The sequence below is a fragment of the Pseudomonas sp. PONIH3 genome, assembly GCF_002934345.1.
In the GTDB taxonomy this organism is placed as follows: domain Bacteria; phylum Pseudomonadota; class Gammaproteobacteria; order Pseudomonadales; family Pseudomonadaceae; genus Aquipseudomonas; species Aquipseudomonas soli.
On the sequence record NZ_CP026386.1, the window covers coordinates 2,205,303 to 2,221,053 of the forward strand.

At 63.0% G+C, this 15,751-nt stretch carries 15 protein-coding genes and 1 pseudogene; 3 read left to right on the plus strand and 13 right to left on the minus strand.

Features of this window, described 5'->3' with window-relative positions; all coding sequences use genetic code 11:
- Positions 1-137 precede the first annotated feature (137 nt).
- Complete coding sequence (gene istA / locus C3F42_RS10115; RefSeq protein WP_081273177.1) at positions 138-1,658, plus strand: IS21 family transposase; 1,521 nt, start codon at positions 138-140, stop codon at positions 1,656-1,658.
- On the plus strand, positions 1,655-2,395 hold the full coding sequence (gene istB, locus C3F42_RS10120) for an IS21-like element helper ATPase IstB (RefSeq protein WP_064491510.1): 741 nt from the start codon (positions 1,655-1,657) through the stop codon (positions 2,393-2,395). Before istA ends, istB begins: the two co-directional genes overlap by 4 nt.
- Positions 2,396-2,834: 439 nt before the next feature.
- Here istB and C3F42_RS10125 read toward each other — a convergent pair whose 3' ends face one another.
- Positions 2,835-3,581, minus strand: coding sequence for an XRE family transcriptional regulator (locus tag C3F42_RS10125; RefSeq protein WP_046856822.1), 747 nt, complete (start codon positions 3,579-3,581; stop codon positions 2,835-2,837).
- Between the two features lie 113 nt (positions 3,582-3,694).
- Here C3F42_RS10125 and C3F42_RS10130 point away from each other — a divergent pair, with 113 nt between their 5' ends.
- Positions 3,695-3,898: a hypothetical protein gene (locus C3F42_RS10130; protein WP_094010115.1), complete on the plus strand. Its 204-nt coding sequence runs from the start codon at positions 3,695-3,697 to the stop codon at positions 3,896-3,898.
- Positions 3,899-4,687: 789 nt separating this feature from the next.
- On the opposite strand, the gene C3F42_RS10135 is transcribed toward C3F42_RS10130, so the two are convergent.
- The 12 genes and pseudogenes from C3F42_RS10135 to C3F42_RS10190 all read right to left on the minus strand — a co-directional run bounded on the left by C3F42_RS10135 (position 4,688) and on the right by C3F42_RS10190 (position 15,730).
- On the minus strand, positions 4,688-5,224 hold the full coding sequence (locus C3F42_RS10135; RefSeq protein ID WP_104444367.1) for a hypothetical protein: 537 nt from the start codon (positions 5,222-5,224) through the stop codon (positions 4,688-4,690).
- 307 nt (positions 5,225-5,531) lie between these two features.
- A pseudogene (locus C3F42_RS29620) lies at positions 5,532-6,028 on the minus strand (lysis protein).
- 5 nt (positions 6,029-6,033) lie between these two features.
- Positions 6,034-6,585: a glycoside hydrolase family 19 protein gene (locus C3F42_RS10145; protein WP_104444368.1), complete on the minus strand. Its 552-nt coding sequence runs from the start codon at positions 6,583-6,585 to the stop codon at positions 6,034-6,036.
- Between the two features lie 62 nt (positions 6,586-6,647).
- Positions 6,648-7,061, minus strand: a complete 414-nt coding sequence (locus tag C3F42_RS10150) for a tail fiber assembly protein (protein ID WP_256586286.1) — start codon at positions 7,059-7,061, stop codon at positions 6,648-6,650.
- Between the two features lies 1 nt (position 7,062).
- Complete coding sequence (locus C3F42_RS10155) at positions 7,063-8,547, minus strand: hypothetical protein (protein WP_104444369.1); 1,485 nt, start codon at positions 8,545-8,547, stop codon at positions 7,063-7,065.
- Positions 8,548-8,553: 6 nt separating this feature from the next.
- Positions 8,554-9,150, minus strand: a complete 597-nt coding sequence (locus tag C3F42_RS10160; RefSeq protein WP_256586287.1) for a YmfQ family protein — start codon at positions 9,148-9,150, stop codon at positions 8,554-8,556.
- Entirely contained in the window at positions 9,141-10,181 is a 1,041-nt protein-coding gene (locus tag C3F42_RS10165) for a baseplate J/gp47 family protein (protein WP_104444371.1), read from the minus strand. The genes C3F42_RS10160 and C3F42_RS10165 overlap by 10 nt, the downstream gene beginning before the upstream one ends.
- Complete coding sequence (locus C3F42_RS10170) at positions 10,171-10,569, minus strand: phage GP46 family protein (protein ID WP_104444098.1); 399 nt, start codon at positions 10,567-10,569, stop codon at positions 10,171-10,173. The genes C3F42_RS10165 and C3F42_RS10170 overlap by 11 nt, the downstream gene beginning before the upstream one ends.
- Positions 10,566-11,075 (minus strand): phage baseplate assembly protein V, encoded by a 510-nt coding sequence (locus tag C3F42_RS10175; RefSeq protein ID WP_104444372.1) that lies wholly within the window; start codon positions 11,073-11,075, stop codon positions 10,566-10,568. Before C3F42_RS10175 ends, C3F42_RS10170 begins: the two co-directional genes overlap by 4 nt.
- Complete coding sequence (locus tag C3F42_RS10180; protein WP_104444373.1) at positions 11,072-12,184, minus strand: phage baseplate assembly protein; 1,113 nt, start codon at positions 12,182-12,184, stop codon at positions 11,072-11,074. Before C3F42_RS10180 ends, C3F42_RS10175 begins: the two co-directional genes overlap by 4 nt.
- Before the next feature lie 4 nt (positions 12,185-12,188).
- Positions 12,189-13,538 carry a DNA circularization protein gene (locus C3F42_RS10185; RefSeq protein WP_104444374.1) on the minus strand — a complete coding sequence of 450 codons (1,350 nt, stop codon included), beginning with the start codon at positions 13,536-13,538 and terminating at the stop codon, positions 12,189-12,191.
- Entirely contained in the window at positions 13,535-15,730 is a 2,196-nt protein-coding gene (locus tag C3F42_RS10190; RefSeq protein WP_104445298.1) for a phage tail tape measure protein, read from the minus strand. Before C3F42_RS10190 ends, C3F42_RS10185 begins: the two co-directional genes overlap by 4 nt.
- Positions 15,731-15,751: the final 21 nt, after the last annotated feature.

Sequence of the window (15,751 nt, forward strand, 5' to 3'; positions counted from 1 at the left end):
GCAGGTGTTAATGGCCAATTAAACTGACCCACCTCTGGCCAACAATTTTGACCCACCCATAGTGGCATTGGCCACCGACCATGTAGCGTCACCCGCCTTATGCACAGGCCGGGGACAGATCATTGAAGGAGTGGGTTGTGATTCACAAGATCAAGGGGTTGTATGACCAGGGCCGAGGCCTGTCGGTCCGTGCCATCAGTCGTGAGCTGGGGATTTCCCGGAACACCGTACGCAAGTATCTCCACCTGGATGAGATGCAGATCAGCGCTACCATTGCTGACCCTTCACGCACCAAGGTGCTCGACGAGCACCGCGATTATCTGATTAATCAGTTGGGTCAGTTTCCAGCCCTGAGCGCAGTCAAGCTGGCCCGTCGCCTGAGGGAGCGCACCACCGAGCTGGCGGTGTCAGACCGGAGCATTCGCCGCTATGTGCAAGCGCTCAAGCAGCAGGTTGCCAGTGGCCAGTTGCGCTATTACGAGCCGGTCGTTGAGTCAGTGCCTGGCGTGCAGTGTCAGGTCGACCCCGGTGAGCTGCGAGGCGTCATGATTGGCGGCCTGGAGCGTGTCGTTCATTTTGTGGTGTTTGTGCTGTCCTGTTCACGGCTGATGTATGTCGGTCTGAACTTCCGGCCGCTGGATACCGAACGGTTTATCCAGATGCACGACGAGGCCTTCCGCTACTTCGGCGGCGTCACCGAGGAGTGCATCTACGATCAGACCAAGATGGTGGTGATCAACGAGCAGTACCGTGAGCTGACGCTGAACCAGCGCTTCCACCAGTATGCGACTACCGTCGGGTACCGCATCCATGCCTGCGAGGGCTATGACCCGGAGAGCAAGGGCAAGGTGGAGGCCGGGGTCAAGTACGTCAAGCGTGACTGCTTCTACGGCGAGCACTTCCAGGACGAGGCCGCCGTCCGACAGCACCTGAATGATTGGCTCGAGACTGTCGCCAACGCACGCGTGCACGGCACGACGGGGCAGCATCCAAGAGCGCATTTCGAGGCACTGGAGCGTAGTCAGCTCAAGCCCTATCTCGTCCCGCAGAACCTGCTGCACGTGGCGCCGACAAGGGAGACCCGCAAGGTCGACAAGACCGGCTTGATCTCATGGCAGGCCAACAAGTACTCGGTACCCATGGCCTGGCAGCAAGCCCGTGTCGGTGTCAGCGCACAGGACAACCAGTTGCTGATCCATGACCTGGAGAGCGGTGAACTCATAGCCACCCATGACCTGTGCAAGGCCAAGGGCCGGATGATCAAGAACAACAACCATTACCGAGACCATGCCCAGCGCATTACCGACCTGGAGCGCGGCATCGACTCGATCCTGCCCGATGCCCTTGGGGCAACCCTGTGCCAACTGCTCAAGCGTACTTCGCCGCGTATCTACAAGGATCAGCTGGTTGCTGCACGCGACCTGCTCATGGCCCATGCGCCGGTTGATACGGCGTTGCTCGGCGAGTTGTGCGAGCGCAGTGAACTGACCGCCACCGGGCTCAAGCGCTACCTCGAAGCATGGCAGCAAGCCAAGGCGCGGGGCCGGATCATCGGCGACCATGACTATGCGCCAGAGGCCGGTAGCCAGGTTAGTCACGCCGACCTGAACGCTTATGCCCGCATTGGCCAGTCGACTGGCCACGGGGTGACCCAATGAGCCTGCTCGACAGCACTATCGCGCAGTACCGAAGCCTGCGCCTCAGCGCGACCGCGGGTGAGCTGGCCACCCTGCTGGCCAGAGCCGAAGCCAATGAACTGTCCTACCTGAGCTTCGCCCAGTCACTGGTCGAGCATGAGCTTAACGCCCGCTCCAGTAGCCGCGTAAGCCGCAACCTCAAGCAGGCGCAGTTCCCCTCGGAGAAGCATCTGGAGGCCTTCGATTACCGGCACCAGACCACCATCACCAAGCGCCAGGTCAGCACCTTGCTGGACTTCAGCTTTATCGACAACCGCGACAACCTGGTGTTCATCGGACCACCGGGTGTGGGCAAGACCCACTTGGCCATTGGGATTGGCCACAAGGCGGTTCAGGCGGGCTACAAGGTGCTGTTCCGCACGGCTCTGGCGTTGGTCGAGGATCTGGAGCTGGCGGAAATGAAGGGCGAGCTGAAGAAGCGCCTTAATCAGCTGAGCAAATACGACGTGCTGATCATCGATGAGCTGGGCTACCTGCCGATGACGCGCCAAGCCCGGTACAACCTGTTCCAGTTAATCAACAACCTGTACGAGTACCGCTCGGTCATCCTGACCACCAACAAGGACTTCACCAGCTGGGGCGAGTTCTTCCATGACGACAACGTGGCCGTGCCCATCATCGACCGCGTGATCCACCATTCACACATCTTTATGCTGGGAGGTGAGAGCTATCGTTTGAAGCAGAAAACCGGCGGTTAGCGGTGAGCAAGTGGGTCAATTCTATTGGCCAAAAGTGGGTCAAAATTAATGGCCATTGACAGCAGGCTTTCCAGTAATGCGCTGTCTAACCGCCGGCCACGACTGGTGACGCCGTGCGGTTGCGCTTCAAATTGGTGACTCCGACCGCGGCCGCCTGCCCGCCGGATAACTGATCGTGGTGCTTTACGCTGCACACCCGGGCCAGTTGCCAACCCTCTGAACAGTCGAGGCCTGTTCATCGCTGCCTGTGTAACAACCGGTTGCTGACCGGCTTGAGACACAGATTATGCATGTATGCATATGCAGTCAATGCATTTTCAGAAATATTTATGCATTGGAATTTGCCGAAATGCATGAAGGCCTTACCGGATGCGGTGTGTAGGGCTTTTCTGAGGGCGAAAAAAAACCCGCCGAGGCGGGTTTTTATCGATGGTCGGTATCAACGAGCGTACATGCCCCACCAGAAGACATGCCCGAGGAGGCTGATCTGTTCTTCCTGCATTTGCTGGAAGCTGTAGTCCTCGTCAGGGTGTTCGTCGCGGTTGAAGCTGCGCAGGCGAATGCCGGTAGGCAGGCGGTACACCTGCTTCACCCGCAACTGGCCGTTGTGGTTGATGGCATAAAGGTCACCGTCGATGATGTCACCGATGGTACATTTTCCGGTGTTGACCCCGACCGTGGCGCCGTCGCGCAGCACCGGCAACATGCTGTTGCCACGCACCGTCACGCACTTGGCATGGTCAAACTGCACGCCATTGTGGCGCAGGCTGCGTTTGCCGAAACGCAAGCGAGCATTCTCGCTTTCCTCGATGACGAATCTTCCTGATCCTGCTGCCAACTCGACCTCACGAAGAAAAGGCACGGACACCTCGTCGTCCTCGACGGGTGTTTCATCGTCCCACAAGCTAATGTCGCTCAGGGCCGCATGGCCTTGAGTGAGAGGGGCCGCGTCACGGGATTCGCCCAGTTCGACACGGCCGCGCAACTGGTCGGTGCTCACGCCGAAGTACTCGGCGATCTTCGAGACATGCTTGTCCGAAGGATCGACGATCTTCTCGCTGAGAATCCGCGACAGGGTGGATTGAGGCACGCCCGTGCGCCGATGCAGCTCTGTGGGGGACAGGCCGTGGCGGGCGAGCAGTTCTCTGAGTACGGAGGCTACGTTGCGTTTTTGCATAATGCGCATAATGCATCCGTGGCAGCGCAAATGCAATGGCCAGGCAAGCGCAAAACAAAGGTTGCCCCTCTCCCCGGGCCATCGCTATCGTCGCGCTTTCTCACCATGGATCGGAAAACGGCATGGACCTTTCGCCGCGACGCCGCTGGCCCACCTGCCTGCTTGTCGGGTTGATCATTGCGTTGATGGCGGCCCTGAATATCCAGGACTGGCCGTCCCTTGAACGGCCACGACGGGTCTTTAGCCGAGGTTTCGTGATGTTCTGCGTGCTGGTGGTGATCATGGAACTGATTCTCCTCAACCAGTTCTTCGGCCAACCGGGCTGAGGTCAACGCCTGACAGCCCGCGCAGATTTGCCCCCCCCATCCAACCTGCGCCCACCGAAAAAAGCCTGTACCATTGACGGTTTCGAAATTTGCCACCAGACCACCCGCTGTAAGGCCCTGAATGTCTGATCTCTCCGCACACACCCCGATGATGCAGCAGTAGCGTTTAAAACAGCTCCAAGGCCTCGAATTACAAGGCCTATGCATTGAATTTGTCTAATATGCATTGCTGAGTTTTACATGGTTTCAGCCAGTAAAAACGGTAAGCTTTAGAGCGGTTTTAGACAGCCTACGCATTGCCCTACGCGGCCCCCGATTTGCCCTAAGCGGTGACGCGGGTTAGAGCTGATTTCGCCCACACTCAAATAAGAAAATCTTTGGTTGGACGGTCTTTTGTGGAGCGACGCAGATGCTCATGACGCTTTGAAACTGCCTGCAAATAGCACTGATCACAGCACGCATCTTCGGCAGAGCCGACTATGGCCGAGCTGCTTCGCATTGAATATCGACCACAGACGCAACGGCATACCCAGCGCCCTTTTCGGTCAGCTGAGAGGCCTATGACCGTGAACCGTCCAAATCGCTCTCCTGTGTGATTTTTGAACGACGGGTTCGCTTGCGCCGCATCGGGTATTGGTTTGACTGCTAAGGGCAGATCAGAATCTAGACTCGTGCTAGCTGCCTGGTATTCATACTGCTCCCCCTTTCCGACAACTCGTGCAGCAACAGCATCAACGGGCTTATCATGGCCTGCTTTCATGGAGGGTTTTCCTTTATCTCCGTTATGGTTCAGTGCGAAGCAGCGGGCTCATCGAAGAAGGAAGCCACTTTCCATAGATCGTCAAGTAGCCCAAGCTTCAGAAGCCTTTCCTGAAGAAATCTGGCCACTTTCCGGAACACAACGATTGCCGGTTGCTCGACGCCTCCATCACTCAGATAAATCTCGTGTTGAATAGTCCGGATCGGATCACCCGCTCTCAATTGCCCTACCGGGACAGAATGCATGCCGATAATTTCTCGTACTTTCAGGCTAGGCCCGTAAGTCGCAATTGCGTGCTTTCCGTTGTTAGTAAGAGCCTGACAAATACCGAGCTCAGGGCAGTCAAGAATCAGACCTTTCTTGAACTCATCAACCTTTCCAGTTGGACACACCAGTTTTTTCTGCTCACGCGAAAGAGCCGCCCACGCCCAATCGACGACATGCCATGCGGTTACAGCACTGTTGAAAGCACCGTAGGTCGCGGCCGTTACCGCCGATAGACCCTTACGGCTCTTACTCTGAGCGATCGCCAACTGCATTAGCTCCCAATGCAGCTTGAAAAGCATGTCGCCAACAGTCCTAACACCTATTACCTTGGTCCCAATATCTGCTTGATTAGCTTTCCTACTCATTCCGCCCCCATGAGCCGAGTAATTTTGCAAAGTTTCTGTCCAGACGAACGTACGAGCAAGCTCTCTCGCAAAGCAAAATCACATACGCTTTTCGTCGGCAGCTTGAGCCCGCTGCTTTCCGCAGTTGGGGCACGCGATCCACGCCATCACTCAGAACCCAACACACAGCGCTGCTGCGGCTCTCCCGCCACGGGTTCTGCCGGTCGGGCTGGCGGATGAGGCCACGTCCCGGCTCGCCATTTTACTGCTTCATGACTTCATGCACGTACGCCTGACAGGCCTTCAGCGCGATCAGTCCTCGGTCACCTTCTCCGGTGATGGCGACAATTCTTTGAGCATGCGCTCGGTCAAGGTCGGCGCGTATGGCTCCATGAACCATGCTTCCGGCGCCGGCGGTGGCTGGCACCCACAGCCACCACATTGGTCGGTGGTGTCGAGTAGGACTGACAACCGCAGATCAGCAGTAGCCAGCCGGTCACGCAGGCGAGCCTGAGCTTGTTGGGCATCGGTCAATTCCTTCCAATGTAGTTGTGTGGTGTCTTTCAAACGCCGCTCCAAGCCCTGGCGCTGCTCTCGCTCGGTCAGCAGCAGGCCATGCAGCGCCTCAGCCTGATCCAGGCGTTGCTGCACCAGCCGCTGCTCCTGCTCTGCCAGCAAACGCCCGTAGCGCCATGCCTGCCCATAACCACCCAGCACCAAGCCAAGCAGCAATGCGCAACCAGCAATACGCCAGGCCATCGCACTCACTGCAGCACCTCAAGCGCCCGCTTGTAGAGAGCTTCACGATCAGAAAGGCCATTGGTGCCGCCGTTGATGCGTTTCGTGATCGCCAGGAAATCCCCCTTGTCCGCAAGACTGTTCAACCCCGCTCGCTGCCAGAACCAACCCGCCGACATCGCGGCGTAGACCGGATGCTCAAGCAGCTCCGGCGTTGAGAGCAGCCGAGCGTCACCGAACAGCGCTTCGCTGCAGGCCGCGTAGTTGTCGCGGCCAGTCACCTGTATCAACCCTCGACCGCGATACATCTGGCCGTCGCCGTCGGCCTCGGGGGTGTTGCCCAGGCGCTGGGCCAGGCGCCCGGTGTCGTACTTGGAGAGGTATGCATCGCTGCCCAGCTCGCGCACGTATCGCAGTTGCCCTGACTCGTGGCCGACCTGGGCGATGAATGCGCCCATGCGCAACCGGGCGATGATCGAGTACTTACCCATTGCCGCGTTCAGGGCGGGAACAAAAACGCCGGCTTGGCGGCCGGCGTTCGGGAGGATCTGCAGCAGTTGCTTTTCAGTGACAGCCATCATTGGTTTCCTTGGTTGATATCAGAAATGGAGGCAAGAAAAAACCCCGTCACTGCGGGGCTTTAAGATAGGGCTGAGATTGCGTCGGGCGACGGCGGCCACTCGACTTGCACTGGGAAACCCGATTGCTGCTCGATTCGGTTCAGTTCTACGCGGTGGAGCTTCCAGGCTCTCAGCGTCGTTCGCTCCTGATCGGTGGCCGCATCCAGGTCAACCGCATCCTGATACGGCGCCATACGCGCCGTGGCAAGGCTCAACAGGCGGTCACGCTGGGCGAGCGCAGAGACGCGCAGCTCTTCGACCGTCGGCGGCACCTCTTCCGGAGGCGGCGGCCAGCCAACCGAGAAACCACCCTCGACCGATACCACCTTGCCCAGCACCATACCTTCGATGGCCTCTTGATACTGCTCGTCGCTGATTTCGATTCCGCCTGGCAGCGGGTCCGTGGAGACTGTGTTGTATTGCGCGTATGGCATATCACTTGATCCTCATGTAGTACGTTACGCCAATGTTTTTTGCACGGGTTTCCAGGCCCACGCGCGGCGTTCCGTTCACGCCATCACTCACCAGCGCCGTCTTGGTCGCGTTCATCGCTGACGCCCCCCAGCTGTCAAACGATGGCCCGTTGGCTCCGTTGCCGGTCGCTGCCGGCAACGTATGACCCTGAAACTGGTCCTGCTCCACGATGCCCGATTGACCGCCCCGCAACACCCGCCGCTCGGTGTTGATCAGGTAAACCGTATGAGTATTCATCGGGCTACCTGCAAGAGCGACGGATGCAAACGACACCAACAGCGGCGCCGTGCCAGACACGACTTCATTTGTCAGCACGCCGTTGTTGTAGGGGTCACCAGCTGTCAACTTGATGTATCGATAGGCGCGGTCAGTTGGCGGGATGGGAACCGAAGCGCTGCTGTCGAAGATCGGAATAGGTACACCAATAGGCATCGTCGCCCACGGGTCGTAGACCATGGCCTCCAGCGCCTGGCCCTGCGCCTTGGTATAGGCGTCGAGAATTCCATAAGCGGCCAACGTGGCCCCCTTGTCAGCCTTCCCCGCCACTTGGTTGATGAGGGTCGTAGCAAAGTTGGGGTCGTTGCCAAACATCGCGGCAATTTCATAGATGGTGTCCAGCGCGGCAGGTGCCGAGCCGACTAGAGACGCAATGGCCTTATCAACCGTGTTGGCCACGAACAGACAGTTGGCCAGCTGGGAGGTTCTTGTTCCCAGGTTAGCGGTCTCTGCGGTCGGCGTTCCGGAAAACGCCGGACTGGTCAGGGGCGCCTTGTTAGCATCAATCCATGACTTGGTGTAGGCATCGAGAATGCCGAAGCCGGCAAGCGTTGTAGGGTTCGCGCCCGCAGTAACGCGCCCGAATGCATCCGTCGTCACCTGCCGATAAGTGCCTGCGGCTACTCCGGTTCGCCCGCTGGTCATGGCGAAGGTCAGCGCCGTGGTACCGACCTGCGGCGGCATCGTGTTGGCCAGCTGCCACATGGTGCCGGCGTATGCGGTGCCGGCCTGGACGATGATCAGGTGACCCGGGGTGCACTCAGCGTCTTCGTTCGCATCCAACGCCCGTGACCATGCATTGGCGGACGCCGTGTAGATCCAGTTCTGCGCGGCGTTGGCCTGATCCTTCACCAGCACCCGGTCACCGGCCACCAGGGCCACGCCGTCAATCGTCTGCAGGCCGGACAGGGCAATTGGCCCCGTAGTCGCCACACGCACGGCGCGCTTGATGTCACTGGCAGCAAGGCCCTGAATCGCCTGCAGCAGCTGCGCGTTGTTGTCTTCACTCGGCACGAGGCCGGCGGCCTTGATCACAGCTAACAGCTCATCGGTAACTGCGTTGCCCCAGGCGGACGGGATCAGCGAGCCCGGCAGGCCCGTGCTGACGTTTTCGTCCACGAACTTGCCGCCGACCAGGCCGACATTGGGAATGCGTTTCGGGTAGTCCATATCGCGTTATCCGTAGGTAATGGTTTCAAGGGTGTGTGCCGGGGCGGCGCGGCTTACTAGGCACTCCAGCGCGCCGTTGGCTGCGCCGCCGAACGTCTGGCCCCAATGGCTGAATCCGAAGCGGCTGCCCTGGGCCAGACGCGGCCCCGCCTCCAGGGTCCACATGAATTGCGCGCCCCAGGTGCCGAAGCGGGCCGAGCCGAAGCGCGACCGACCGAAGCGCGGCGCCCGGTGCTCGACCACGCGGGCATTGCGGTAGCCCAGCGAAAAAGCCAGCTCCACGAAGTAGGCCGGCGTCTGCCCGCCCACCTCCAGCAGCCGGCGGCGCACGGCCAGTTGCCGATCGGCAAACGTCGGCGAGTCGCCCATGCAGGGGTCGGGCAGGTACATGACCCGCTCCCAGTCGGGAACCAGCTCGCGCACCGTGGCGGGCTCACTCTCGGCCAGCAGGTCGGCGGCGCGGCGGTCCTCGGTGGCCAGCTCCTGGGCCGCCGCCTGCAGCACCTGGTCGACGCCTGGGTTGAACTCACGATCCCAGGCAGGCCCCGGCGGCAGCAGCGTGCACAAGTGGGCGTAGTAGTCCCGCTCCGTCCTCACAACCACAGCACACCCCCGTAAGTCAGCAGCTCATTGGGCGCGGCCTGCACATCGCCCACCGGGCTGACGACCTTGTGATCGCGCTCACCCGTGGCGCCGCTGATGGCCTCAGCGATGTGGGTGGCCAGTAACGTGGCGCCCAGCTCCGATTCACGGTTGTGTAGGTCCACCAGGGCGGCTTCCACGGTGCGGCGCACCGCGCTGCTGTCCGGGGTGACTGACAGCTGGTACTGCACCGGCCTCTCTGCCGGTGGCAGCACGTACACCTCGGCCGTGACGGGCCGCTCCTGCTCGATGTAGGCGGCCACGGCGGCGATGGCTTCGGCGTTCGGGATGATGTCGATATCACCGTCGCGCACGAAGAACACCCCAACCGTGCCCGGCCCCATCCAGTGCCGCACCACCCAGGCCCGGGTTACCCCGGCAACCTCCAGCGCCCAGGTTTCGTAATCGCTCTTGCTGCCGCCGTGGGCAATAACCCGGTACGAACGGATCACCCGAGCACGCAGCGCCTCGATACTCTCCTGCTCGGTGCCGCCGGTCAGGCCCGGTGCCGCCACGGTGAACGTGTCATTGACCCCCAGCACCGGCGACACCACGCGCAGCGGGGTGCCGGCCGGCGTGTTGCCCAGCTCGCCCGGCTCCAGGGCCTCGACCTGGGCCACGCCTTCGGTGCCGGTCAGCTTGACCGAAGCCCGCACCCTGAACAGCACCTGGTCATCGCGCTGCAGCAGCGTGCCGGCATCGAGCAGCGCCGAAGCGGCGCCGGTGAAGGTTGCCGCCCCGCTCGCCTTCACGGCCTCCAGGCGCCCCCGTTTAAGCCGCGCCTGGGCCATGCGCAGCAGGGTTTCGTCGTCGGCCGTGTCCGGCAGGATCTGGTCGGCAATGTAGCGCTGGTGACCGTAGCGGCCGGACGACGCCGCGCCCAGTACGCGGGCCAGTACCTCGGCGTCGGAGCGGACCAGGGCGCTACCGCCGGCCAAATCGGCCTGCGCCCTGGTCACCAGGGCGGGCAATGTTGGGATTTCAAACGGCATTAATCACCTGCCACAGGTTGTCTAGTTGAACATCGATCACCGGGCCGTCGCGCAGGCCGACCCGCACCTGCATGTCGAGGCGGTCGACCTTGCGCGACGCCGTTACCGTAACGGCGCTCACCCGGTCGTCATCCACCGCCCACTGCAACGCCTCGCGGGCGAACGCCTCGGCCGTGCGCACCGTGTCGTCGGTCAGCGTGCGCCGGCGCAGCTGCCACAGGCGGGAGCCAATCCGGTCATTGGCAAGGGTCGGGAACGTGTCGCCCCACCAGCCGTAACGCTGGTCATCGTCCAGCAGGTCGCCGGCCTCGGCGCGCCGCCAGGTCAAAAGGCTGATCACCACGGCGCGCTGCCAGGCGCGTTCGGACTCGGCATCGAGCAGCGTCATGCCGTCACCACCGGCTTACCGCTCTGCTGGTTACCCTTCGCCACGCCCTCATGCGGGTGGTTGACCTGGCTGACGCCGGCGGCGATCTGGTCGCCCTCGGAAACGATCTGGCCCGTGGTGCGGATCACCGGTGTGTCGAACTCCACGGCCGTCTCGGCCTTGACCTTGAGCGTCAGCGTCTGGATCTCGATCAAGCGGCCACGCTTGAAGTGCAGGCAGTCGCCCTCGTCGGTGTAAATCGCCACCTCACCGCTCTTAAGCGCCTGCAGGCGAAAGCGCCGGTCGGCGACGCAGACGACCACCCCATGGGAGCGGTCGCCGCCCAGGAACGCCGCCAGGGCCTCGGCGCCGGGCAGCGGGTTGGACGTAAAGCCGTAGGGCTCGAAGTGCTCCATGCCGTCTTTCACTTCGTCGGCGGTAAGGCGCATCTGCAGGCCCTGCAGCTTGCGGCCAGCATCGACCAGGGCGACCACGCCCCGGGCGAGAAAATTTCTCGTGGGTTTCATTGTCCTGGCTTCCAGTCGGCGGGGATCAGGTATTCGAAGTTGTCGGCCTTGCCGCCCTTCTTGAGCTTGCGCGACTTGTGCGGGTCTTTCGGCTCAGGGTCGAAGCCATCCGGCGGGCCTACCACGATGTTGGCCACCGTGCCGCCGTCATCGAGCACGTATTCGATTTCGCTGATGAGCATGTCGCGGTCGATGCCGATCAGCGGGTCGACCACGCGCACAATCATATTCGGCACCCACAGGGCACCGGTGGACTGCCGCCAACCCTGGATTTTGTAGCGCAGGGTCAGCGCCTTACCCATCCGGCTGCCGCGCTCCCAGTTGGCCCGCGCCTGGGCCAGCTCCGGGGTCATCTGGCCGCTCTCGTGGATCAGCAGCACCCGGCGCCGTGAGGCACGCGGATCGGTGACGCCGGCCTTCACTTCGCTGGCCGCCTCGCCGTAGTCAGTGTCGGTGCCCGAGCGCTGACCGGTGACGCGGTACTCGGAAAACACCCCCGAGAAATCCAGCTCGGCGCTGCCGGTCAGCAGGTTCTGCCCCAGTTCCAGGCGGTCGACGGCGCGGCCGGCACTGCCCGGCTTGATGATCACCACCCGCCCCCGGGCGTCATCGGTCGACAGCAGCCGCGACAGCGTCAGCAGGCGGTCGATGGACTCGAAGGCCGTTTCGCCCGGCTCTATCTGGTGGTCGGCCAGCTTGGTGGTTTCCGCGACCTCGCTCAGCACCCGCACACCGTAGGGCTCGGCCAGCGCCTGCACGATTTTCTGCACGCTCTGCCCGCGCCACTGGCCGGGCTTGTTCACCGCCGAACAGTCCACCAGGTCGGCAGTCAGCGAGCGGCCGGCCACCGACCGTTCGACACTGCGAGCGTCGTAGCTGATCGGCGTGCCGAACACCCAGCCGGTCAGCACCAGGTCGGCACCGATGCGGACTTCGCAGCGGTCGCCCTGGCGCACCGGGATTTCCTGCACCTGGCCCGGCCAGCTCCAGGTTACGCCCAGGCGGAAATCCCGGGCCTGGCGTTCGATGCCGGCACCGATGCTGACTTTCTTCCAGCCGCGATAATCCAGGCCGTTCACGCTCAGCGTGACAGCGTTTTGATAGTCCATGGGTTCACTCTCGGGCGATGGTCAGCGCGCCGACAGGCAAAAAGCCCGGGTGCTGCACCTTGTTACGCGTAACGATTTCCTCGGCGCGGGTGGCGTCGCCGTAGCGCTGGTAAGCCAGCACCACCGCCGGCAGGCTTTCCCGCGTGGTGACCTCGCTCAAACGCACGCCAGCGCGGGCCACTTCGGTCATGTGAGCACGCACCTGGCTGCGCACCGCCTCCAGCTGCTCGACGTGCTCGACGGGCGACGCCAGGGCGGCCAGCCACAGGGCGTCGCTGATGGCGTCACGCAGCGCTACCACGTCGGCAGTGACCGGCACCTCGGGGCGCTGGATCGGGGCCACCACCTGCTGTTCCAGGGTGGCAAAGCCAGTCAGCGGCTCGGGCGCCTGCACCACCGGCATGGCCACCGCCTCGCGCACGGCCAGCACGATCAGCGCGTCGCGCACCAACTCTCGGGCAGCGGTGACCACGGTGGCGGTGTCGGTTCCTTCGGCCGGCGGCGCCGCGTTGGCCAACTGGCGGGCCTGCTCCACCTGGCCGGTGATGGCCCGGCCGGACTCGGCGAAGTTGGCAAACTCCGGCGCCGCGTCGGGCAGCGCCGCGACAGTGCGGGCAAACTCCGGATCGGCTTCCAGGCTCGCCGACTCGCCGCCACTGGACGGCCCCCAGCGATAGCCCGACGACCGCGAACTGCCGCCGACACTGGCGAACTGCCCCCGGATCATTGCCGCGAAGTTGCCCGGGGCGTTAATCAGCATGTCGGCCAGCGCCTCCACCGAGCTGACCAGGCCGGTCAGCTGGCGAAGCTCTGAGGCAATGGCCATCTGCACGCCGGCCACTCCGTTCTGCAGCGCGACCACCGCCAGGCGCGCCCGGTTGACCACCGCCATGGCGGCCTTGTACCGGGCAATCGCCGACTCAAGCAGGCTTTCCGATGAGTCCTCCAGTTGCCGCGCCGTGTTCGGCACGCCGGCAGGAAAGCCCTTCTCGCCGTCCTCCACGAACACCAGGTCAAAGCGGACCATGCCGCCCTCGCGGCGCTCATGGCTGACGCTACACACCGTCGCGGTGGCCGTCAGCCGGCCATACCAGGGATGGACCAGCTCCCCCGCCCCGGGCTTGTCCAGGGCGTTGAGCAGGTTGTCACGCTGAAAATAGCAGTCCTCCCCGATCACGAAGCCGGCCAGCTTGATTTCCCGCGTGACGCGGCCCAGGTCTTCCACCAGCGGCTTGTCCCGCTGCGGATACTCATGCGTCTGTGTGCGCCGTCCTGCCGGCATGCTGTCGCTGTCGACGTGGAACGGCACGCCCCGGAATGAGGCCGGGTGCAGCTGATCCCGCCAGGTACTCATGACGCCCTCCCCAAGGATCGGTAGCCCACTTGTGGGCTGACCTGCAGCCCGGGTTGGTTGGTATCGGCCTGCTCCACCCGCATGCCGGGCGGCGCGTTGTCGAAGCGCACGACCATTTGCCCCTCCAGCTGGGCTTTGCTGGCCTGGGCCGCCTGCTGCACCAGGGAGCCCCGCGACGCAGCCAGGGCACCCGCTGCAGGTGCTGCCAGGCTGTTCTGCCCAGGCAGGCCCATTTCAGCGCGTTTCAGCGCCTCCCCCGGGGTCAGCCCTTTGGCCAGGCTTTCCTGCGCATGCTCGGCCATCTGCGAAGCCGACAGGGGCATAGCTGCCCATGGCCCCGGCTGGTCCGGCGCGCGCATCAGGCTGGCCGCGCTGGTGGCCTCCGGCATCAACTGCACCGGCTGCGCCATCGGCTTGACCAGTGCACCCGGTACCGGCTCGCCGGCGGCGTTGCGCGCCTTTTGCTGCTCGGCCCAGTCGTTGACCTTGGCCGTCGCCGCGCTGATCACGCCGTCACCACTCGACTCGCTGTCGAAGCCCAGGAATTTCATCATCGGCTCGATGATGGGTCGCAGCTTGTCCCAGATCCCTTTGAAAAAGCCGGTGATGGGCTCCCAGTGCTTGATGATCAGGCCCAGCGGCGACCAGTCGAACATGGTTTTGAGGAAGTCGAAGAACGGCACCGACAGGGCTTTGACCAGCTCCCACAGCGCGCCAAAGAACGCCGTCAGTGGCTCCCAGTTGGCGACGATCAGACCCAGCGGCGACCAGGCGAAAGTGGTTTTCATCCACTCCCACACTGCCATCGCCGGGGCCTTGATCTTGTCCCACACCGCTTGGAAGTACGGCGCCACGGTCGACCAGTTGGCAATCAGGACGCCGGCAGCGATGGCGATGCCACGGACGATCATGCCCACCGGGCTCATGCTCGCGACACCGTTCATCAGGGCCAGCGCCGCCGTGGCCCCGGCCGTGGCCAAGCGCAGCACGGTGAAGCCCACGGCCGCGCCCAGCACGCCCTTGATCAGCCACGGGTGCGCCCCGGCCAAGGTGGCCACGCTGCTGATGATTGGCCCCACGGCCGCCATGAAGTCGTTGAGCGGCGGCAACAGCATGCTGCCGACCGTAATACCCAGGCGGGTCACCCGGTTCTGCAGCAGCTGCATGGCGTTCTGCGTGGTCGCGGCCCGTGCGGCGTACTCGTTGTTCATCGAGCCGGCATACTGGCTCTCATCGCCAACCGCCTTGAAGTTGCGCTGCAGCGTGCTCAGGCTGGTCAGCAGCGGCGCAATGGCCCCTACCGACTCTTTGCCGAACAAGCTGGTCAGCACCGCCGCGTGCTTACTCTTGTCGACCTTGGCCAGCGTCTCCAGAACGCGGTTAATCGTCCCTTCACTGTCGGTCTGCATACCCTTGGCCAGCTCGTTGGCATCCAGGCGCAACGCCTTGTAGGCATCCTTCTGCGCCTTGGTAGCCGCCGTGCCGGCGGTCAGGCTCAGCATGAAGTTTTTGATACCCGTGGCAGCCACGTCCTGGGCGATGCCGACGCCGGCCAAGGTCGAGCCCATCGCGGCCAACTGCGCCGCGCTGACGCCCGCCACCTCACCCAGCGGACCAATGGCCGTCAGGATCGAGGAGATCTGCCCGGTGCTGGCCGCGCCGGTGTTGCCCAGGTAGTTGATCTGGTCGGCCAGCGTGACCACTTCGTCTTGGTTCATCTTGAAGGCCGTGCGCCACTTGGCCATCATCGAGCCCGACTCGGCGGCCGTCTGGTCGAAGGCAACGCCCATTTTCACGGCGTCTTCTGCGAAGCGGTTCAGCTCTTCCCGGGCAATACCGGACTGGCCGCCGGCGGCGACAATCTGCGCGATGCCCTCGGCCGCCATGGGCAGCCGCTCGGACAGGCCCAGCACGTCGTCACTCATCGCCTTGAACTGCGCCGGCGACTCGAAGTTGACCACCTTCTTCACGTCGGCCATGGCGCTTTCAAAGCCCATGGCCGCCTTCACGCCCATGACGAACGGGGCCGCAATCGCCCCACCCTGCAGGGCCTCACCGAAGGTGATCTTGCCCAGGCCCGAGCTGTTCAGCTGCTTGCGCAGCACCGCGGCGTTCTTGCGTACCCCGCTCAGCACCGGCGACAGCTTGTCGACGCCGGTGATCAGCGCCTTGAGTTGGAATTTATCCGCCACCGCCTCCCCCATTCAGCGCGT